Genomic DNA, 20,848 nt, shown 5'->3' on the forward strand with positions numbered 1-20,848 from the left:
TGGCACGGTCGATCAGACCTTCCGCATTGCCTTTAAATGTGAACTGGAGCGTGGGGAAGAAACATGCGCCCAGGCTCGCGAGCTTTATCGAGTTTCTTCAGGAAACGCTGGCGTAGATGCGTATGCCTCTACACCGTGACAACGCCGCGCCCGAGCTCGATCACACGCCCACCAACCCGTATTTCGCCGCTACTGCTGACCGAGAGTCGCAGCAACGAGGGCCGGCCGATTGCTTCTCCTTGCTCCACCTGAAAAACGGCTGGCAACGCGTGCCGGTTGGCGAGTAGCCAGCCGCCCAGGTTCGCACAGGCCGACCCGGTACCTGGGTCCTCAAGGACTGCGCCTTGCTTCACGAAGAAGTAGCGGGATATCACCTTGTCCGGATGGTCCGGGTCGAACGCAAACACGTAGGCGCTCTTGCGGCCGAGATTGCTTTGCGGCCAGCTATCTAGGCGCGTGCCATCTGGACGCGCCCGGCGCACGGCGTCGATGCTGTTGAGTGCGACGAGCAGGTGATGCGCACCGGTGTCGATCCATACCGGTGAGGTGAGCAGGTCGTCTTCACACAGGCCGAGCAGTGCTGCGGTTTCAGCGTCGCCCAATCCACAGGCGGCGGTCTTGGGTTGGCCCGCGTGCGGTGCGGCGAATGTCCACACGTCGTCGTCTGCGTGTACGGGCACAACCCCGGCCTTGAACTCGAGTGTGAGGTCGTCTCCCGTCTTGAAGAGGTCGCGTACTACCTGCGCGGTGCCGAGCGTGGGGTGCCCGGCAAAGGGCATCTCGTAGCCTGGCGTGAAAATGCGTACCCGCGCCTGAGCGCATTCCGATGGCAAGACAAACGTTGTCTCCGAGAGGTTGAACTGAATGGTGAGTGCCTGCATGGTTGAGTCGTCCATCCCGCGTGCATCTTCGAACACGCAGAGCCCATTGCCACCGAAGGTAGACTCGGCAAACACATTGATCAGGCGGAAAGCGTAAGTGGCCATGCGATTCTCGCGTTAGTGAAATGATGAGCAAGGTCTCCTCCAGCCTGACCGCTGGAGGTTTTTCTTGCATCTGCAGTCCGTTTACTTCGAGTATGACGAGTTGTATCATGTTTTCTCATCAATTCTGAGAATTCTCAAAACCTATGAGAAAGCCTGAAACAATCGAGCCGGACCCGTGGCATTTTCCCCGGCCAGAGCTGGCAGAGACCTATCTGAAGGCTTTCCATCTGAAGCTCTCGTCGGCCCGCGGCCTGTTCGCGCGCCGACGCATGGGCAAGACCGAATTCCTGCGCCGCGACCTTCTGCCGGCGGCTGTCTCGGCAGGCTATCTCATAGCCTACACGAACCTTTGGGACAACCGTTCCGCGCCCGACTTTGCGCTGGTGGCTGCCCTGACCGATGCGCTGGAGCCCCAGGGCGTGAAGTCGGTGCTTGCCAGGCTCGGCCAGCCGGTGAAGAAACTCAGGGCCAGTGCGAAGATTCCCGGTGGGGTGGAGGGCGCGCTCGAGGCTGAACTGGCTCAGCCGGGCGTCGACAAATCGGAGGCTTTACGCGAAGTTCTCAAGCAGCTCGACCGGCAAAAAAAGCCTCTGTTGCTGGTTATCGACGAGGCACAGGTGCTCGCTCGTGCGCAACACAGCGATTTCGCGCATGCGCTGCGCGCCGCGCTCGATATTCGCAAGGAAAGCATCAAGGTCATTTTTGCAGGCAGCTCCGAAACCACGCTGCGCGAGATGTTTGCACGCGCGTCGGAGCCGTTCTATAACTGGGCAGCGCTCGAGGCTTTCCCGTTGCTTGGCGACGAGTTCGTCGCCTTCACCATCAAACTGATGAACAGCATGGCCAAGAACAGGCTCACGCTGGCACAAGGCAAGCGCGCATTCGATGAGTTGCATCGCACGCCTGAGTTTTTCAAGCGGTTTGTCGAGCGGTACATGCTTTACCAGCCGCAGGGCGAGGATGCGGCGCTGGCCCACACGAAAGCTTCGGTGTTTTCGGACGAGCACTTCCTGAAGCAGTGGGCCGAAATGAATCCAGCCGACCAGGCCGTGATCACAATGCTTTCCCGGGGGCAGTCCGACCTGCACGCCAGGGAAGGCATGGCGAAGCTGTCTGTAATGCTCGGCAAACCCGTGACGAGAAACACCGCTGGCCATGCGCTGCGACGGCTGCAGTCGGAAAATGTGGTGACGCGTCTTGCGCTCGGCGACTACCGTATTGAAGATGAAGCTTTCGCCGAGTGGATTCGCCGGCGTACTGCGCCCAGGCGCTAAGCTCGGTAAAGTGACAGTATCCAACGGCGTGAGCAACCAGCAACCAGCAACCGGCTTGACGCGACGAGCCTGCGGAGCCAATACTGGCACCGCGCAACGAATGAGAGCCAAGACGTGGACGAGTGGGACACAGGTTATGTCGATGAAATTGCGTACACGTTCGGCTATTGCGACGAACTCAATCCTTTACGGCTGAATCTTCCCTTGGCGCATGCCGGACTGGCCGCGCCGACCGTGCATGCTGCGTGCGAACTGGGCTTCGGCCATGGCGTGAGCGTCAACATTCACGCAGCGGGCTCGACCACGCGATGGTATGGCACGGACTTTCACGTGCCTCATGCGCACTTCGCGCAGCAACTCGCGGACAGTGCCGCGTCGCAGGCGCAATTGTTCGGTGAACGCTTTTCGGAGTTTTGTGCGCGGGACGATTTGCCGGATTTCGATTTCATCGGCATGCATGGCATCTGGAGCTGGGTTTCCGGCGAAAACCGTGCGCTGCTCGCCGACTTCATCCAGCGCAAGCTCAAAGCTGGCGGCGTGCTTTATCTGAGTTACAACACCCAGCCAGGGTGGACGGCAATGCTCCCCGTGCGCGAATTGATGCACCAGCATTACCAGCTCGCGGCGCGCTCCGAATCGCAGAACGGTGTGCCGGCCGAAGAGCACATACAGGCACGCATTAACTCCGCCGTCGGTTTCGCTCAGGCCGTATTCGCGACGCAACCCGGCTATGCGGTGATCAACCCCTTGCTGGCTGAACGCGTAGAGGCGTTGTCGCGCGAGAGCACAACCTACCTCGCGCACGAGTACTTCAATCGTGACTGGCATCCCATGTCCTACTTGCAGGCGGCGTCATCGCTGACGGCTGCGGGGCTGACCTATGGAGGCTCCGCCGACTATCGCGAGCACGTCGACGAGATCAACCTCACTGCGGCACAGCGCGCGTTGCTGACAGACATTGCAGATACCGGTTTGCGTGAGACGACGCGCGATTTCTGCGTGAACCGCTCGTTGCGGCGCGACTACTGGATCAAGAACCCACGCGCCCTCAGTGACCATGAACGTGAGGCTGCGCTGCGCGCGCATCGGGTGATACTCGCCTTGCCGAGAGCGGCGGTTGTGCTCAAGGTGCGCGGTGCGCTCGGCGAGACAGCGTTGCCGGACGCGCTGTACGGCCCGATTCTCGATGCGCTGTCCGACCATCTGCCTGCCACTCTGTCCGAGATCGAGAACCGCGTTCGCGGGCACGACATCACCTTCGCGCAGATTGTCGAGGGTGTGATGCTGCTAATCAGCATGGGCGCGTTGCTCAACGCCCAGCAGGATACGCAAGCCGCTGCAGCTCAACCTTCGGCAGCGAAGCTGAATGCGGCGATCTGCGAACGGGCGCGTCATCGTGACGATGTGCAGTTTCTGGTGAGCCCGGTTTCGGGTTCGGGCGTGTTTATGCCGCGTCTCGCTCAACTGTTTCTGTTAGCGAGGCTGCATGGCCTGCAGCAACCTGCACAATGGGCCGAATTCGCGGCCAACGCGCTGCGTGGGGTGCCCGAGACAACTTCGACGACAACCACAGCAGCCGGGATCTCAGCAACGGCCGAGCCTTCGCTCGCCGAACTGACCGAGAAGGCCCACCGCTTTGCTGAGGTTCATCTGCCTATATTGCAGGCGCTGCGCATCGCATGAGAAGGGTGCGGCCTGGTCGTTAGCCAGCGGAATGTTCCCGGTCAGGCCCGCTTGCGGTTGATCGCGTGATACGGCTCGCCGGCAGTGAACCGGTCCAGACGGTCGCTGGCTTCGGTAACGGCCCACAGCGGAGCCTTCTGCAATTGATAGTCGTAGACCGTCACAATCGCTGCGAATACCTCGTAGCCGGTCCGATCTAACACCCATTCTCCCGAAACGCGGCCACGCTCGAAGCACGCCGCGCTGCACATGTCCGCCGTGCGCAGCGCCTCGGAGGTCAGCGTTCCGTAACCCGCTTCGGCGATAAAGGCGACCAGCAGCATCGCCTGCGTCAGCGTCTGGGCGGCGCTGACGTCGCCTTTGCCGCGCCGCAAGGCATCGAGCGCGAGGTGGACCTGAAGGGCGAGCCCGTCCGCGGTACCCCTCGGAAGCGGCAGCAGCATGGCCTTGGCAGCGCGTGCGCGGGCGGCCTGGGTGTTGCCGGAAAACGGAATTGTCTTGGCCATGAGCGGGTCGTGAAAGGTTGGCAGATGCAATAACGGCCTCTCGGCCAAAACCTTAAGCCCCATTTTTTTGCCACGCCTTGCCGCCCCGCAATGGACATCACTTCGTGGGGCACGCCTCGCTCTGTGCGCCTAGACCAGCGGTTCGACGAATTGCCGGCGCTCGAACGGCGCTTCGTAAGGTTCGGGCCAGAATTCGACCATCCGCGTGATCTTGCCGTCCGTCACGGTGAAGAAGGAGATCGCCCGCGCAACCTGTACTCCGTCGGTGATCGACACGTCCGACACCGCGTCTTGCTCGCCGCAGACCAGCCGGTTGATCGCAAACGTCCACAGGCCGTGCGCCGGGTAGGACGTATTGAGCAGCGCGAAATTCCTCGCGCCTCTGATCCGCTCGTTGGACTGCGGCCATTCGAGGACGAAACCGTCGGCCATGACGGAGGTCGCGGCATGAAAATCGTTGGCGGCCATAAGCCGCCAGAACTCCCGGACTACTTGAGAAGTGACATCAACAGTGCTGGTCATCGGCAGGGTGGCTGAGGTGATGGTCAGATTGAATTCGTGGATCGTCAGCGCTGATTGCCGCGCCGATGTCCAACCGCTTGGGCATTTATGCCTCGACGTATTGCATATGCGGCGATTCTCCCATTAACAGTGCCCGGTTTACATCTGCAGCGGTGCGCAGGTAGTCCCACAAGGACGTGATGCGTCGTAGCTTGCGCAGATCCTCGCGGCAGCAGATCCAGAAATGCCGCGTCACCGTGATTTCATCGGGCAAGATCGGCTCGAGTAACGGATTCGGTTCGGCCATGAAGCAGGGCAATATGGCCAGCGCATTGCCTTGCAGTGCCGCATGATATTGAGCGATCACGCTGGTGCTGCACAGATTGGCGGTGGTGTTCGGGATGGTTCGGTCCAGATAGAGCAGTTCGCGGCTAAAGGCGAGATCGGCGACGTAGCTGATAAAGGCATGATCGCGCAGATCCGCAATCGTCTTGACGGCTGGGTGGCGTGCCAGATAGTCGCGCGTGCCGTACAGCTTGAGACGGTAGTCGCACAGTTTGGTGTAGACGTACTGGCCGCGCTCGGGTCGCTCCAGCATGATGGCGAGATCCGCCTCGCGCTTGGACAGGCTCACGAAATGCGGAACGGGTAGCAGGTCTATCGAAATGTCCGGGTGCTGGCCGGTAAAGCGCGCCAGTTGCGGCGACAGAAAGAAACAGCCGAAGCCCTCGGTCGAGCCGATCCGCACATGCCCCGACAACGAGTGAGCGCCGCCCGTGAACTGCTCCGCAGCCGATTGGACCGTGGTTTCCACGGCGTCGGCGTACGCCAGCAGGCGCTGTCCATCGGCGGTCAGTACGAAGCCGTCGGCCCGCGACTTGTCGAACAGCACGGTGCCGAGCGCCGCCTCCAGTTCCCGCACGCGGCGCGCCACGGTGGTGTGGTCCACGCCCAGACGTTTGGCCGCGCCGCTTGCCCGTTGGGTTCGCGCCACCTCGAGAAAGTAGCGCAAGTCATCCCAGTTCACACTTTGCATTGTGCTTTTTTGCATATCGGATGGGCTTTTTCATCTCTATACCGTGGATATTCGAATAACTATACTCGGATGCACGCCGCTGGGACAACCGCGGCACAGGCGCCTCGCGCAAGCCGCGTGACCGGCAAGCCTGCAAAAAATATCGGAGACAACAGGATGCAGATGCAATCGACCCCCGACCGGGCGGCAGTTGCCGCACCGCTTCCCAGGCGCGCCAGGGATTACCTGATCGCAGGGTGGGCCAGCATGGCCGGCACCACGATCGAATGGTATGACTTCTTCCTGTATGGCACGGCCGCCGCGCTCGTATTCAACAAGATCTTCTTTCCCACGCTCGATCCGATCCTCGGCACCTTGGCCGCGTTTGCAACCTATGGCGTGGGCTTCATCGGCCGTCCGATGGGCGGCATCGTGTTCGGCCATTTCGGCGACCGCGTCGGCCGCAAGTCGATGCTGCTGGTCACGCTGCTGCTAATGGGTATTCCGAGCATGGTGATCGGCCTGATTCCGTCCTATCAGAGCATCGGTTACTGGGCCGCTGCATTGCTGGTGGCGATGCGCTTCCTGCAAGGGATGGCCGTCGGCGGCGAGTGGGGTGGCGCCGTGCTGATGGCGGTGGAGCATGCACCGCCCGGACGCAAGGGCTTTTTCGGCAGCCTGCCGCAAACTGGTGTGGGCTTCGGGCTGATCTTGTCGTCTCTTGCCATGGCGGCTGTTACCGCACTGCCGGAGGCGGATCTGCTGGCGTGGGGCTGGCGCATTCCGTTTCTTGCCAGCATCGCGCTGGTCGTGATCGGCTGGGTGATTCGCGTGCGCGTGCCGGAATCGCCGGACTTCGAGCGGGTGAAAGCACTCGGCAAGCCGGTCAAGGCGCCGATTCTCGACGCCATGCGCCGGCATCCGCGCGAGCTACTCATCATCGTCGGCGCACGGGCAGCGGAGAACACCTGGTTCTATCTGGTCGTCGCGTTCGCGCTGGCGTATGCCGCCAATCAGTTGAAGATTCCCAAGGCGAGCATCCTGCATGTGATCACGGCGGGCGCCGTGCTGTCGCTGTTCACGATGCCGTTTTGCGGTTATCTGAGCGATCGCGTCGGCCAGCGGCGTCTGTTCCTGATCGGCCTCGTCATCATGTGCCTGTTTGCAGCGCCGTTTTTTGCCATGCTCGGCACCCGCGATCCGCTCACCGTCTGGTGGGCGATGGTGCTGGGCGTGGGTGTCGTGTTCCCGATTCTTTATGCACCCGAGTCGCAACTGTTCGCGTCGCAGTTTCCTGCCGAGATTCGCTATAGCGGCATCTCGTTGTCAGTGCAGATCGCCGGTGTGCTGGGCGGCGGCATCGCACCGATGATCGCCACCGCGCTGCTTGCCGCAGGCGCCGGCCGTCCGCATTACGTGGTCGCCTATATGGTGGCGCTAGGTGTCGTCGCGTTGATCTGCACGCTCCTGATGCGCCCCCGCGCAGACGACTAGTTCGCCGATAGCCCACTGACCTTACTTATCTATTCGAATCCAACTAGGAGAATCGATCATGAATGCTGTTACCCAGGCGTCCAACGCGAACGTCGTCACAGTCAAGCTGCTGATTAACGGCGAGTTCGTCGAATCGGGCACGCGCGAATGGCGCGACATCGTGAACCCGGCGACCCAGCAAGTGCTGGCGCGCGTGCCGTTCGCAACCGCCGCCGAAGTGGACGAGGCGATCCGTGCCGCGCACGCCGCGTTTGCCACGTGGAAGAACACGCCGATCGGTACTCGCATGCGCATCATGCTGAAGTACCAGGCGCTGATCCGTGAGCATATGCCACGCATTGCGAAGACGCTCTCGGCAGAGCAGGGCAAGACGATTCCCGATGCCGAAGGCGATATTTTCCGCGGCCTCGAAGTGGTCGAGCACGCGTGCTCGATCGGCACGCTGCAGCAGGGCGAGTTCGCCGAGAACGTCGCGGGCAGCGTCGATACGTACACGCTGCGTCAGCCGATCGGCGTATGCGCCGGCATTACGCCGTTCAACTTCCCCGCCATGATCCCGCTGTGGATGTTCCCGATGGCGATCGTTTGCGGCAACACCTTCGTGCTGAAACCCTCGGAGCAGGACCCGCTGTCGACCATGCAACTGGTCGAACTGGCGCTCGAAGCGGGTGTGCCGAAGGGCGTGCTGAACGTGGTGCATGGCGGCAAGGACGTGGTGGATGCGCTGTGCACGCACGAGCTGGTGAAAGCGATCTCGTTCGTCGGCTCGACCGCGGTTGGTACGCACGTGTACCGCCTCGGCAGTGAACACGGCAAGCGCGTGCAGTCGATGATGGGCGCGAAGAACCATGCTGTGGTGCTGCCGGATGCCAACCGCGAGCAGACGCTGAATGCGCTCGCAGGCGCCGGGTTCGGCGCAGCCGGCCAGCGTTGCATGGCGACTTCGGTGGTGGTGCTGGTGGGTGCGTCGCAGCAATGGCTACCGGACCTGATCGAGAAAGCGAAGACGCTCAAGGTCAACGCAGGCAATGAAGCGGGCACGGATATCGGTCCGGTGGTCTCGCACGCCGCGAAGCAGCGCATTCTCGGCCTGATCGATGCCGGTGTGAAGGAGGGCGCGACGCTTGCGCTCGATGGCCGGAATATCAAGGTGCCGGGCTATGAGGACGGCAACTTCATCGGCCCGACGATCTTCACGAACGTCACGACCGAAATGGAAATCTACCGCACCGAAATTTTCGGACCGGTGCTGGTGGTCCTGAGCGTGCCGACGCTCGATGACGCGATTGCACTCGTCAACCGCAATCCGATGGGTAACGGCGTCGGTCTCTTCACGCAGAGCGGCGCCGCGGCGCGCAAGTTCCAGAGCGATATCGACGTCGGCCAGGTGGGCATCAACATTCCGATTCCGGTGCCGGTGCCGTTCTTCAGCTTCACCGGTTCGCGCGGTTCGAAGCTCGGCGATCTCGGTCCGTACGGCAAGCAGGTCGTGCAGTTCTACACGCAGACCAAGACGGTCACCGCACGCTGGTTCGACGACGCCACCGTCAACGACGGCGTCAATACGACCATCAGCCTGCGCTAGGCCCTGCGCGCGAAGCATCCTGGAACAAGAAGCGGAGACGCAATCATGAAGATCGGTTTTATCGGACTCGGCAACATGGGCGCGCCGATGGCGCACAACCTGCTGAAAGCCGGCCATGCGGTGAACGTCTTCGACCTGAACGAGCAGGCGGTGCAGGCGCTGGTCGCAGCGGGCGCCAAAGCGGCGAGTTCACCGAAGGCTGCGGTGACGGATGTCGAATGCGTCATCACGATGCTGCCGGCAGCGGCGCACGTGCGCAGCGTGCTTACTGCGGACGACGGCGTGCTGGCGGGCATCGCCAGAGGCGTGACGATCATCGATTCGAGCACGATCGATCCGGCGAGCGTCAAGGCGTTCGCTGAACTGGCGGCGCAGCACGGCAACGCGTTCGTCGATGCACCGGTGTCGGGCGGTACGGGCGGTGCGGCAGCCGGCACGCTGACGTTCATGGTGGGCGGCAGCCAGCCGGTGTACGAGCAGGTCAAGCCGGTACTCTCGGCAATGGGCAAGAACATCGTCCATTGCGGCGATACTGGCACGGGGCAGGTGGCCAAGATTTGCAACAACCTCGTGCTCGGCATCACGATGGCTGGTGTCGCGGAAGCCATGTCGCTGGGCGCGGCGCTCGGTATCGATCCGAAGGTGCTGGGCGGGATCATAAACACGTCCACGGGGCGCTGTTGGAGTTCGGATACCTACAACCCGTTCCCGGGCGTGATCGAAACGGCGCCGTCGTCGCGCGGTTATACGGGCGGCTTTGGTACGGATCTGATGCTGAAGGATCTTGGTCTTGCTACGGACGCGGCGAAACAGGTCCGCCAGCCGGTCTATCTCGGTGCGCTCGCGCAGCAGTTGTATCAGGCGATGAGCACCAAAGGTGCGGGTCGGCTGGACTTTTCGGCGGTGATCAAGCTTTATCAGGCTGATTGAGCAATAATCAGGCGCAAAACAAGCAATTCAGGGATGTTGTTAAAGCGTTGGGCCTAAACCGAGGTCAGATCCAAGAACTGCATCAAGAGATCAGCAAACAGGGGCTTGGCTATCACGAAATCATGCAACGCGCACAAGACATGTTTGGAGGCGGCGAATGACGGACACCAAGAAAGAAATTCAAAGCTGCCTATCGGTTCTCGTTGGCTTGAACGCCAGTGCAGTTAGCCATGCGGCAGATATGCTTACATTGCACTTCGGCCCGCTTAAGCAATACACGACCCGCAGAGGCACCGTGCTAGAAGGCGGACTGTGGGCACTGCATATCCAGTGCGGTTGGAAAATTGAACAAGTGGGCAGCATATTTGCTACGCACGCTGATCTTGTTGCATCGGATGACGAAATAAACCGAACAACCGAGAAAATCCATAATCTGTTTGTTACGTCCGGTCCGGCGGTTGTTGAAAGCGTGATTGCGAACGAGTCTGGTGGAGCGTACATCTCACTGTCCAAAGGGCTGCGCCTCGTTATTACGCCGGATGGGGCGCCCGGAGATGAAGATTGGAGATTCTTTGCGCCGGGCGTCGACGCCGCACACTTCGTGATCGAAGGTGGCGCAGTCGCGATGTGACAACACGTCCAAAACAGTGCCAAAAGCGCGCCACGTTACGCACAATGCCTACATGAAGCCGTAAACGGACAAAGGGTTACAGGCGAAAGGCTGTAACCCTTTGATTTTCTTGGCAGGCCGTACGGGACTCGAACCTGTGACAAACGGATTAAAAGACCGTTGCCCGTTCTCCAGCCTTAGACGCACTCAGGTCAGCATTGGTACCAGGTCAGGGTCCCCTTTTTTAATCGCGCGGCGATACGCATCGCGGGCGCCGATGCGCTGCAAATAAGCGAGAATATTCGGGTATAGCGATAGGTCCATCGGCAGGAACAGCCGCATCGTCGTAAGCGAAAACACCGTGACGATATCCGCTGCGGTAAACGCATCGCCCGCCAAATAGTCTTTCTCACCCAGGCGCTTTTCGACGAGACCCATCACGAGATCGAGGCGGCTCGTAACCCACTTCAGCGTCGGGTTGTCCACCGGCAGATCCACCCGGCTGAGAATCATGCTGCGCCCGAGGTTGGGCTGCAACGAGCCGTTCGCGAAGTGGAACCAGTATAGATAGTCGGCGAAGGTGGGGTCGGTTGCGGCCGGAACGAGGCCGCCGTTGCCGTACTTCGTCATGATGTATTCCATGATTGCCGTGGATTCGGCCAGCACGACATTGCCGTCGGAGATGATCGGCGCCGTGCCTAGTGGATGCAACGCCTTGTATTCAGGCGGCCCGAGCCGGGTGACGGGGTCGCGGGCGTAAAGCTTGAGTTCGTACGGAATGCCAAGCTCTTCGCAGAGCCATACGATTCGCTCGGACTGAGATTTCCCAAGGTGGTGGACGGTCAGCATGCCGTTTCCTTTGCATAGGGTTCGAGTTGCGCATCGCTGAGCGCGTGAGGCAGATCAGGTCAAGCGGCATTGCCAATCCGCTGACCGTGCCGCTGTCCGGCAAGTCTACGCTATCAGAATGGGTGGCTCAGATCGGTTGTCCCAGCCACCTGGATGAAGGGCCTGCTGAAAGTGACGAGCCAGCTAAAACGCCGACGGCCCGCCACGATGCAATACGTCTGCAATGCGGGTGCGCAACTCGTCGCCGCCCGCGACCTCGTGCACGGGCCGCGAGGTTTCGCCGATCTGCATGAATTTTCCGACCAGCGCGAGAGCAGCAGGGTTGCCGCCATCCCGGAGCACTTTGGCGGCGTAGCGACGCCATTCGCTGTCGTTGAGCTTGAACAGGCAGCCGGCCAGCAAGGCAATCGATGCTGTATTGGTGCGCTCGGCCCATTCGAGGCGCTTGAGCAGACGCACGGCGCCGATCCAGTCCGCGTCGCGGATATGGAGGCGAACTTCGCCGAGATCGATCGGCAGCGCGTCGCGGCGCAAGACTCGCAACGCCAGAAGCATGTCTTCGAGATCCTCACGCGGGGCATCCTTCAAACCGAGCGTGAAGATCTTCAACAGCAGTCCGATTACATCGTCACGGCATGACAGGTACGCCGCGACGTTGTTTGCCGGCATCGCGGTCCTCCGATGTGCGTGACCAGCGGCGTCCTGGATACAGCTTTATCAGAAGTCGTTGGTCTGATTCAGGTCGCCTGCTTCCACCGTGACTTCCGATGACGAGAACACAGCGTCGCCGCCATCGCCCTTCTCCGGCTTGGCCGCCGAACCGTTGAGCACGGAGAACGGGTTGCCGCCAGTTTCGAGGCGCTGGATTTCCTTCGTCGCGCCCGAGTTCAGCGACACCGAACCGTCCGAGTTGACACGGCCCACGGAGTCGCCGCTGCCGTTGTACAGATTGCCCTGGCTGTCTTCCTGCAGATGCAACGCTTCGCCGCCCGCCGTGGAATTGATTTTCACGTCATGCAGGTTCTGGCCCGCTGCACCGGCGCCCGTTGCGCCCGCGCCGCCTTGTGCGCCCGTGGTGCCGCTACCGCCCGGCAATCCGCCCGTGGAGGGCAGTCCACCCGTAGAGGGCAGAGTGCTGCTGCTTTGCGGCAGGCCGCTCGAGCCGCCGCCGAGACCCGAACCGCCGCTGCCCGAGCTCGAGCCCGAACCGTTGCCGCTCGCGTCCTCGAGCAGCGTCTCGATGTCCTGCAGCAACTGCTCGACCGCCTGGTCCGCGCTGCCTTGCGTAGACGTGGACGGAGTACTTTGCGTAGTGGGACTCAAATAAGACGACGATATGGTGTTCATCGTTACCTCCTCGCGAGATGAAGTTTGGGACGGTCGCGTGGACTGCCTTCACAATGGAGGAGCCATTTGGACCTTGACGGAGGTTACGACCTGGTGTGAAACGACAGCGCTGTCGATACGAACGGCCGTCGCGCGATGCGAAGCGGGAAATTCGCCTTCGGCGTTACGGGTGCCGGGCCTCTTGCGTGACTGTCAGGTCCAGTTCGAGAAACCGCGTGCCTGCGACGGGATTGAAAACGTAGGCCGGTATATCGACGAACCCGAGCGACGCATAGAGATGCTGCGCCGCCTGCATGTCCGGGAGCGTATCGAGGCGGATTTTCCTGTAGCCGGTCTCCTTTGCGACGCGCAGGAGGTGTTCGGCCAATCGCTTGCCGAGCTGTTCACCTCGTCCGGCGGGGCGGACGTAGAGACGCTTCATTTCGCAAATCGCCTCGTCCAGCGGACGCAGCGCCACGCTGCCGATCACCGTTGCATCGCGCCAGGCGAGCAGGACACGGCCTTGCGGTGGCGCATATTTTCCGGGCAGGTCCGCGAGTTCGGCTTCGAAATCCTGGAAGCTCAGGTCTATGCCCAGGCTTGCCGCGTACTCACGGAAGATGGCGCGAACGGCTTCGAGGTGTTGGGGGAATTGCGCCTCGCAGATCGTTGTCATTAAGGGACTCGTCGCTATGTCAATTGCGCGGCCAGGCCGCGCCGGGATCAGGTGATCCTGCGATGATAACGCTGTGCAGTTGTGCGCGGCCGCCTGCGCGGCGCGCTTGGGCGTCCCTCACGCGCGGACCGGTTTCGTGTTAAAAATCGAGGCGCACCGGTTGGGCGTTGGTGCAGCGTCCAGGCAAGCAGTCGTTCGAAATCATCCGCGAGAGAAGGCCAAGATGTCCCACCACTCATTGCTCCGCTCTGCCCGCTTCAAGCGTCCGCTCGTCTGGGTTGCCGCTGTATTGCTGGTCGCATTGTCCGGCTGCGCGTCGCCGCCGGCCACCGAGAGTCACGCGGCTTTGTCAACGGCGATCCGTTCCGCAGACGGCCCGTTACCTGTCCCGCCGAACCTCGTAGCGTTGATGCAACCCGAAGGACAGAAGCGCCTCATCTCCAGCCGCGACAATCAATCATATTGGCCGCTGTCCGAATACTTCGAAACGCAGAAAAACGAGGCGTACTGTTCGGTGGCGAGCTCGGTTATGGCATTAAATGCATTAGGTATCAAACGTCCCGAGTCGACCCAATACCCCGATTTCCCGTACTTTTCTCAACAGGACTTTTTCCGCGGCGTTGACCCGCAGATTGCCGATGCGGCCCGCGTCTCGCGAGAGGGCATGACGCTCGATCAGCTCAGTGCGGTCCTGAGCAAATTCCCGGTCGCGGTCAAGAAATTCCATTCCGGCGACCTGACGCTCGCACAGTTTCGCGATCTGATCCGCGAAACGACCGGGCACGACGACCGCTTCGCGTTGCTGAACTTTAGACGTGTGGAGATCGGCGAGACAGGCGGAGGACACTGGTCGCCGCTCGCGGCCTACGACGCGGCCAGCGACAGCGCGCTTGTACTTGATGTCGCAAGGTACAAGTACCCGGCGGTGTGGGTGCCCATCGCGCAGTTGTATGCAGGCTCGCAAGCGGTCGATAGCGTCAGTGGTCTTTCGCGCGGGTTGGTGATCGTCAGCAAGCAGGCGAACTGAGCGAAGCACCCCGCACGTTCCGCTTCCGGGTAACGCCGGTCAGATATCGGGTATGGATTGTTTCACACAGCAGTGTTCGCGTCTTGCCTTCGCGCTCAGGACGTCGCAGGTCGTGAATAAATCTCCTGGCATACCTGACGAAGCGAAGCAGCGAACAATCGGCCGGACATCCGCTGAGCTTCGTTCAGGCGTGTGAATAGCGCGATCGGCGACAAGGTCCATTCGAACGAGTAAGGCACGATCGCGACGCCCGCGATGCGTACCAGTTCCTCGGCGATATCCGCCGGAACGATGGACACCGATTGCTCGCCCGCGACGATCATCTCGCCGATCAGCTTGGAGGAATAGCTCTCGACAATCGGCGTCGGCGGCGTCAAACCGGCGCCGAGAAAAATATCGGCGACCTGCTCGCGCATGGGCGTGTTCGGTGCGCCGAGGATCCAGTCGAGCTCCACGAGCTTTTGCCAGTCCAGCCGGCCGCGTGCAAGGCGGGCCGCGAGGCGGCGGCTGGCGATCAGCCGGGGTTGCTGGCGGTACAACACCTCGACCCTGACCTGCTGCAGATCCAGAGACGATGAGGCGCGACCGATCACGATATCCACCGTATGGTCGCGCAATTGCATGAGCAACTGCTCGCTGGTGCCCTCATGAATCGTGACGGTCAAGCGGCGATCGCCTTCCGGGCGAGTGCGCTGGATCGCCGTCGACACCATCTGGCCGGGAATGAACGGGATCACGCCGATATGGAGGTGCGCGGCGTGTCCGGAGGCCACGGCCTCCATTTCCCGCACCAGATGGTCGAGATCTTCGGTCATCGCCCGCGCTCTCGCCAGCACCACCTGGCCCAGCGCCGTTGGCGCCATGCCGCGGGCCGAGCGGTCGAACAGCGGCGCTCCGAACATGTCCTCCAGTTCCGCCAGTGCATTGGTGACGGCGGGCTGACTGCTCGCCAGATGTTCGGCGGCACGCGTGAGCGAGCCATGTTGCTGAATCTGCAGCAGCAACGTGAGGTGCCGCATTTTCAGCCGCGAGGCCAGCTTGCGGACCACCGCGTTGGGATCGAAAGCCGCCATGAAGGTGCCGAGCCATTAGGAAAACATGATGGGGGCATATTAACTCCAAATATTGTTCTTATGACTCGTGCATAGAATGGCCTGACACCTGATTCGCGCCGACAACGCGCCTAACCATAGAGCTCAGAACATGAATACGACGGATCGCCAGGCCGCACTCGACTACCACGAATTCCCTGTTCCGGGAAAAACGGCGGTTACCGCCACCAAGCCGCTGGTGACGCAGCGAGACCTCGCGCTCGCCTATACCCCCGGCGTCGCGGCGGCTTGCGAGGAAATTGCCGCTGATCCGATCAACGCGTTTCGCTTTACCGGGCGCGGCAATCTGGTGGGCGTCATCACGAACGGCACCGCGGTGCTGGGACTGGGCAACATCGGCGCGCTGGCGTCCAAGCCGGTGATGGAAGGCAAGGCGGTGCTGTTCAAGAAGTTCGCCGGCATCGACGTGTTCGACATCGAGATCAACGAGACCGATCCTGACAAGCTGGTCGACATCATCGCGGGTCTTGAAGCGACCTTCGGCGGCATCAACCTGGAAGACATCAAGGCGCCGGAATGCTTCACGGTCGAGCGCAAGCTGCGCGAGCGGATGAAGATTCCGGTCTTCCACGACGACCAGCACGGCACGGCGATCACCGTGAGCGCCGCTTTCATCAACGGTCTGAAGGTGGTGGGCAAGAGCATCAAGGAGGTCAAGGTCGTCACTTCGGGAGCCGGCGCAGCGGCGCTGGCCTGTCTCGAACTGATGGTGGAACTCGGCTTGCCGATCGAGAATATCTGGGCGACGGACATCGAAGGCGTGGTGTACGAAGGCCGCACCACGCTGATGGATCCGCAAAAGGCGCGCTTCGCAAAGAACACGTCGGCGCGTACGCTGGCCGAGGTGATCGAGGATGCCGACGTGTTCCTCGGCCTGTCCGCGGGCGGCGTGCTGAAGCCGGAGATGGTGAAGCGCATGGCGGCGCGCCCATTGATCCTCGCGCTGGCCAACCCCACGCCGGAAATCTCGCCGGCCGAGGTGCAGGCCGTGCGTGACGACGCCGTGATTGCGACGGGCCGCTCCGACTATCCGAACCAGGTCAACAACGTCCTGTGCTTCCCGTATATTTTCCGCGGCGCACTGGATGTGGGCGCAACCACCATTACGCCCGCAATGGAAAAGGCGGCGGTCTACGCGATTGCCGCGCTGGCCGAGGAAGAGCAGAACGAAGTGGTCGCCGCGGCATACGGCGCATATGGCGTCTCTTTCGGCCCCGACTACATCATCCCGAAGCCGTTCGATCCGCGTCTGATTGTGCGCATCGCGCCGGCCGTGGCCAAGGCCGCGATGGAAAGCGGCGTCGCCACGCGCCCGCTGCAGGACCTTGAGGCCTACACCGAACAACTGCAGCAGTTCGTCTACCGCTCCGGCGCTTTCATGAAGCCGCTGTTCGCCGCGGCACGGCAGATTGTCCGCGAGGGCGGCAAGTCGCGCATCGTGTTTACCGAAGGCGAGGAAGAACGTGTGCTGCGAGCGGTCCAGGTGATCGTCGATGAAAAGCTCGCGCGTCCGATTCTGGTTGGCCGTCCCGAAGTGCTGATGGCGCGGATCGAAAAGTACGGCCTGCGTTTGCGCCTCGGCCAAGATGTCGAAGTGACGAATCCTGAGTATGACGAACGATTCCATCAATACTGGACGACTTACTGGGAATTGATGTGCCGTGACGGCATCACGAAGGAGATGGCGCGCGTCGAGATGCGCCGCCGCCTCACGCTGATCGGCGCGATGATGGTGAAGCTCGGCGACGCCGACGGCATGGTGTGCGGCACCGTGGGTGCGTATCACGATCACCTGCGCTTCGTCGATCAGGTGATCGGCAAGAAGGCTGGCGCACAAACGTATGCGGCCATGAACATCCTGCTGCTCGACGACCGCACCATCGCGCTGGTGGACACTCACGTGAACGACGATCCGACTGCCGAGCAGATTGCCGAATTCACGATTGCCGCGGCGCACAGCATGAAGGGCTTGAACCTGGTGCCGAAGGTGGCGCTGTTGTCGCGTTCGAACTTCGGCTCGGGCAGCTCGGCGTCCGGCGCGAAGATGCGGCGTGCGCTCGAGCTGGTCACGCAGCAGGCGCCCACGCTGGAAGTGGATGGCGAAATGCACGGCGATTGCGCGCTCGACGAGGCGCTGCGCTCGCGCATCCTGCCGATGTCGCGTCTAAAGGGGGCGGCGAACCTGCTGGTGTGCCCGAATGTCGACTCGGGCAACATTGCCTACAATCTGCTGAAGACCGCGGCGGGCAGCAACGTGGCGGTGGGGCCGTTCCTGTTGGGCGCCAATGCACCGGTTCACGTTCTGACGTCGAGCTCCACGGTGCGCCGGATCATCAATATGGCGGCATTGACGGTGATCGACGCGAACCGCGAAGTTTGACGAGAGGCTGACGCAAATCCCGAGGGCGTCTGCGCGCGAGCAAAGGCGTCCTCGGGGCGAATGTCCATGAGGCGAGGCGCTCAGCCTCGCCGGTTCCGACCGCCTCGCAGCCTTCGGCGCAGCCGCGCAAGAACGATCAAATGACCGCCTCGTCGATGTCATATATTGGCGGCATGACGTCTTCAGGAACACCATGGATCCAATCGGGAAAGCGCTCTGGTTCATCGAGATCGAGTTGTGCAACGAACTGACGCTTGATCGGATTGCCGCCACCTGCGAGCTCTCACGCTTTGGGCTCTCGCGCATGTTTGCCATCGGCACGGGCTGGCCGGTGATGCGCTATGTGCGGGCGCGCCGCCTTACCCGGGCGGCGCGGATGCTCGTCCAGGGCGCGCCGGATATCCTCAGCGTGGCGCTCGACAACGGCTATGGTTCTCACGAGGCGTTCACGCGTGCCTTCCACGATCTGTTCGGCATCACGCCGGACGAAGTGCGAAGCCGCCGCGTGCTGACCGACCTTCGACTTGTGGAGCCTATACGTATGAAAGAGCTGAAAAATGTCGATCTTCCTGCGCCGCGTTTCGAGACCCGCGGCGCGTTCGTGATCGCCGGCTTCGGCGGGCGCTTTACGTTCGAAACCAATGAAGGCATCCCCGTGCTGTGGCAGTCCTTCAGTCCGCATATCGGTCATGTCCCCGGCCAGGTGGGCGGCGCCACCTATGGCGTGTGCTGCAACCCCGGTGCGGACTGCAGTTTTGATTACATAGCCGGCGTGGAAGTGCGCACGGCGCAGGGCATTCCAGCGTCGTTTCGATCGATCAAGCTCGATCCGCAGCGTTACGCCGTGTTCGAGCACAAGGGCCATGTCTCGACCCTGCATCAGACCTTCTACAACATCTTCAATCACTGGTTGCCGGCGTCGGGTCTGGGGGCCGCGGAAGCACCCGAGTTCGAGCGCTATAGCGAGGACTTCAATCCCATCGAGGGCACGGGCACGGTGGAAGTCTGGGTGCCCGTGAAAGAAAAGGCGAGTACGCACGACTGACAGTGACAACGCGGCTATCGCACGCCAAATATCGATTCCGTTATGGCGGGGATAACGTCAGCAAATATTTATCGGCAAATTGGCCTTTGAATATGCCCCTGCTGATGTTCCCCTAAACCGGCGCCTGCTCGAGGCGCCGCCCAACCCGCCATGGAAACGTTTATGAAAGCAGAGATGCCCCGCGCGCTTCGCCATCTATTCCGCATGACGGCTACCGTCCTCGCGGTAGCCAGCCTCGGCCTCGGGCTTAGCGCCTACGCCGATACGGCCCAGCCGCTCGGCGTCGCCTTCGTCTATCTTGGCAACCCCGGCGATGCGGGTTGGACCTATGCGCACGAGCAGGGCGTCAAGGCGATCGAAGCGCAATTCGGCAACAAGATCAAGGTAACCCGGGTCGAGAACGTCCCCGAATCGGCCGATTCCGAACGCGTCTTCCGCGACCTCGCGGCGAAGGGCAACAAGATCGTCGTGGGCAGCAGCTTCGGCTACCAGGACTTCGAGCTGAAGGTCGCGAAGGACTTCCCCGACAGTGTGTTCGAGCATGCGACCGGCTACAAGAAGGCCGCAAATTTCGGCACCTACGATGTGCGCACGTATCAGAGCGCTTACCTTGCGGGCGTCGTCGGCGGCTATACGTCCAAGACCAATACGCTTGGCTTCGTCGGCTCGGTGCCGGTGCCGGAGGTGGTGCGCAATATCAATGCATTCACGCTCGGGGCGCGCTCGGTCAATCCGAATGCGAAGGTCAAGGTCATCTGGATCAATAGCTGGTTCGATCCGGGCCGCGAAAAGCAGGCGGCCGAGACCCTCATCGGCGAAGGCGCGGATGTGCTGATCCAGAACACCGACTCCACGGCCACCATGCAGACCGCCGAGCAGAAGAAAGTGCATGCGTTCGGCTGGGATTCGGACATGAAGAAGTTCGGTCCGAACGCTCAACTGGGCGCATGCGTGAGCTATTGGGGCGTCTACTACACCCATCTGATCCAGCAGGTGCAAGCGGGCAACTGGACTAACGCGCCGGTCTGGTGGGGGCTCAAGGAGAAAGCCATCGATCTTGCCGACATCAACACCGACGCCGTTTCCCCGGCTGCGCAAAAGGCGCTGGCGCAGAAGCGCCAGGAGATCATCGACGGCAAGTTCGATCCGTTCGCCGGCCCGCTCAAGGATCAGGGCGGGGCCGTCAAGGTGGCGGCGGGCCAGACGCTGAGCGATGTGGACCTGTCGCGTCTGAACTGGTTCGTGCAGGGCGTCGACGGCACCGTGCCCAAGTGAGCCTCACCATCGTGCCCGGGTCCGCTGCCGCCGGCGACGCATCCGTTTACCCGCCGCAAGGTTTGCCGCCGACGCAAGAACAGATCGTGCGCCATCTCCGGCATTCGAGCGCGATTGCGGAACGTGCGACCTTGCTCGGCCATCATCCGTTCGGCGCGATCCTGGTCGGTCCCGACCAGGAAACCGTCTTGATGGAGCAGGGCAATGTCGACACGGTCAACCATGCCGAGTCCGTGCTGGCCCGCGTCGCCGCGCTGAACTTCACGCCGCAGTACTTGTGGAGCTGCACGCTCTACACCTCGGTGGAGCCTTGCTGCATGTGCGCGGGCACGGCGTACTGGGCGAACATCGGCCGCGTGGTGTTCGGCATGACGGAGCAGCAGTTGCTGCAGGCCACCGGCAATCACGCGGAAAATCCCACCATGAGCGTGTCGTCGCGCTATGTCTTCGATCATTGCCAGAAACCGGTCGAGCTGATCGGGCCGGTCGCGGAAGTGGAGGATGAAATCATGCGCGTGCAAAAGGCTTTCTGGGCCACGCGTGCCGATCGGCCCGAGGCTTGAGGTCTGCGGCC

General features: G+C 61.7%; 21 protein-coding genes. 12 read left to right on the plus strand and 9 right to left on the minus strand.

Annotated features, from left to right (window positions below):
• Positions 1–128: 128 nt before the first annotated feature.
• Entirely contained in the window at positions 129–986 is an 858-nt protein-coding gene (locus AC1ECK_RS16690) for a PhzF family phenazine biosynthesis protein (RefSeq protein WP_480321009.1), read from the minus strand.
• A gap of 269 nt (positions 987–1,255) precedes the next feature.
• Here AC1ECK_RS16690 and AC1ECK_RS16695 point away from each other — a divergent pair, with 269 nt between their 5' ends.
• Positions 1,256–2,260: an ATP-binding protein gene (locus tag AC1ECK_RS16695; RefSeq protein WP_480321011.1), complete on the plus strand. Its 1,005-nt coding sequence runs from the start codon at positions 1,256–1,258 to the stop codon at positions 2,258–2,260.
• 114 nt (positions 2,261–2,374) lie between these two features.
• Positions 2,375–3,943 (plus strand): methyltransferase regulatory domain-containing protein, encoded by a 1,569-nt coding sequence (locus AC1ECK_RS16700; protein ID WP_480321013.1) that lies wholly within the window; start codon positions 2,375–2,377, stop codon positions 3,941–3,943.
• A gap of 41 nt (positions 3,944–3,984) precedes the next feature.
• On the opposite strand, the gene AC1ECK_RS16705 is transcribed toward AC1ECK_RS16700, so the two are convergent.
• From AC1ECK_RS16705 to AC1ECK_RS16715, 3 genes are all read right to left on the minus strand, one after another.
• The gene (locus AC1ECK_RS16705; protein ID WP_480321015.1) at positions 3,985–4,449 is read right to left on the minus strand and encodes a hypothetical protein; all 465 of its coding nucleotides are present in this window, start codon (positions 4,447–4,449) and stop codon (positions 3,985–3,987) included.
• Between the two features lie 129 nt (positions 4,450–4,578).
• Entirely contained in the window at positions 4,579–4,971 is a 393-nt protein-coding gene (locus tag AC1ECK_RS16710) for a nuclear transport factor 2 family protein (protein WP_480321017.1), read from the minus strand.
• Between the two features lie 85 nt (positions 4,972–5,056).
• Entirely contained in the window at positions 5,057–6,001 is a 945-nt protein-coding gene (locus tag AC1ECK_RS16715) for a LysR family transcriptional regulator (RefSeq protein ID WP_480321019.1), read from the minus strand.
• Between the two features lie 141 nt (positions 6,002–6,142).
• Between AC1ECK_RS16715 and AC1ECK_RS16720 the strand changes: the two genes are divergently transcribed.
• The 5 genes from AC1ECK_RS16720 to AC1ECK_RS16740 are packed head-to-tail and all read left to right on the plus strand — an operon-like array spanning position 6,143 to position 10,605.
• Entirely contained in the window at positions 6,143–7,459 is a 1,317-nt protein-coding gene (locus AC1ECK_RS16720) for an MFS transporter (RefSeq protein ID WP_480321021.1), read from the plus strand.
• Positions 7,460–7,517: 58 nt separating this feature from the next.
• A complete protein-coding gene (locus tag AC1ECK_RS16725) occupies positions 7,518–9,044 on the plus strand; it encodes a CoA-acylating methylmalonate-semialdehyde dehydrogenase (protein ID WP_480321023.1) in 1,527 nt (508 codons plus the stop codon).
• Between the two features lie 45 nt (positions 9,045–9,089).
• Entirely contained in the window at positions 9,090–9,974 is an 885-nt protein-coding gene (mmsB, locus tag AC1ECK_RS16730; RefSeq protein ID WP_480321025.1) for a 3-hydroxyisobutyrate dehydrogenase, read from the plus strand.
• A complete protein-coding gene (locus AC1ECK_RS16735; protein ID WP_480321027.1) occupies positions 9,971–10,135 on the plus strand; it encodes a hypothetical protein in 165 nt (54 codons plus the stop codon). The genes mmsB and AC1ECK_RS16735 overlap by 4 nt, the downstream gene beginning before the upstream one ends.
• On the plus strand, positions 10,132–10,605 hold the full coding sequence (locus AC1ECK_RS16740) for a hypothetical protein (RefSeq protein ID WP_480321029.1): 474 nt from the start codon (positions 10,132–10,134) through the stop codon (positions 10,603–10,605). The genes AC1ECK_RS16735 and AC1ECK_RS16740 overlap by 4 nt, the downstream gene beginning before the upstream one ends.
• A 186-nt stretch (positions 10,606–10,791) precedes the next feature.
• Here AC1ECK_RS16740 and AC1ECK_RS16745 read toward each other — a convergent pair whose 3' ends face one another.
• From AC1ECK_RS16745 to AC1ECK_RS16760, 4 genes are all read right to left on the minus strand, one after another.
• A complete protein-coding gene (locus tag AC1ECK_RS16745) occupies positions 10,792–11,433 on the minus strand; it encodes a glutathione S-transferase family protein (RefSeq protein WP_480321031.1) in 642 nt (213 codons plus the stop codon).
• A 183-nt stretch (positions 11,434–11,616) separates the two neighbouring features.
• Positions 11,617–12,102 (minus strand): HrpB1 family type III secretion system apparatus protein, encoded by a 486-nt coding sequence (locus tag AC1ECK_RS16750; protein WP_480321033.1) that lies wholly within the window; start codon positions 12,100–12,102, stop codon positions 11,617–11,619.
• Between the two features lie 48 nt (positions 12,103–12,150).
• Entirely contained in the window at positions 12,151–12,780 is a 630-nt protein-coding gene (locus AC1ECK_RS16755; protein ID WP_480321035.1) for a hypothetical protein, read from the minus strand.
• Between the two features lie 163 nt (positions 12,781–12,943).
• Positions 12,944–13,435: a GNAT family N-acetyltransferase gene (locus tag AC1ECK_RS16760; protein ID WP_480321037.1), complete on the minus strand. Its 492-nt coding sequence runs from the start codon at positions 13,433–13,435 to the stop codon at positions 12,944–12,946.
• 223 nt (positions 13,436–13,658) lie between these two features.
• Here AC1ECK_RS16760 and AC1ECK_RS16765 point away from each other — a divergent pair, with 223 nt between their 5' ends.
• Positions 13,659–14,462, plus strand: a complete 804-nt coding sequence (locus AC1ECK_RS16765) for a phytochelatin synthase family protein (protein WP_480321039.1) — start codon at positions 13,659–13,661, stop codon at positions 14,460–14,462.
• A 95-nt stretch (positions 14,463–14,557) separates the two neighbouring features.
• Here the strand turns inward: AC1ECK_RS16765 and AC1ECK_RS16770 are convergent, their stop codons facing one another.
• Positions 14,558–15,535: a LysR family transcriptional regulator gene (locus AC1ECK_RS16770; RefSeq protein ID WP_480321041.1), complete on the minus strand. Its 978-nt coding sequence runs from the start codon at positions 15,533–15,535 to the stop codon at positions 14,558–14,560.
• Positions 15,536–15,665: 130 nt separating this feature from the next.
• Between AC1ECK_RS16770 and AC1ECK_RS16775 the strand changes: the two genes are divergently transcribed.
• From AC1ECK_RS16775 to AC1ECK_RS16790, 4 genes are all read left to right on the plus strand, one after another.
• On the plus strand, positions 15,666–17,954 hold the full coding sequence (locus tag AC1ECK_RS16775) for an NADP-dependent malic enzyme (protein WP_480321043.1): 2,289 nt from the start codon (positions 15,666–15,668) through the stop codon (positions 17,952–17,954).
• Positions 17,955–18,147: 193 nt separating this feature from the next.
• Positions 18,148–18,999 carry an AraC family transcriptional regulator gene (locus AC1ECK_RS16780; protein WP_480321045.1) on the plus strand — a complete coding sequence of 284 codons (852 nt, stop codon included), beginning with the start codon at positions 18,148–18,150 and terminating at the stop codon, positions 18,997–18,999.
• Between the two features lie 204 nt (positions 19,000–19,203).
• On the plus strand, positions 19,204–20,274 hold the full coding sequence (locus AC1ECK_RS16785) for a BMP family ABC transporter substrate-binding protein (RefSeq protein ID WP_480321085.1): 1,071 nt from the start codon (positions 19,204–19,206) through the stop codon (positions 20,272–20,274).
• Positions 20,271–20,837 (plus strand): nucleoside deaminase, encoded by a 567-nt coding sequence (locus tag AC1ECK_RS16790; RefSeq protein WP_480321047.1) that lies wholly within the window; start codon positions 20,271–20,273, stop codon positions 20,835–20,837. The genes AC1ECK_RS16785 and AC1ECK_RS16790 overlap by 4 nt, the downstream gene beginning before the upstream one ends.
• Positions 20,838–20,848 lie beyond the last annotated feature (11 nt).

It is taken from the genome of Paraburkholderia sp. SSBN10T (assembly GCF_056619545.1).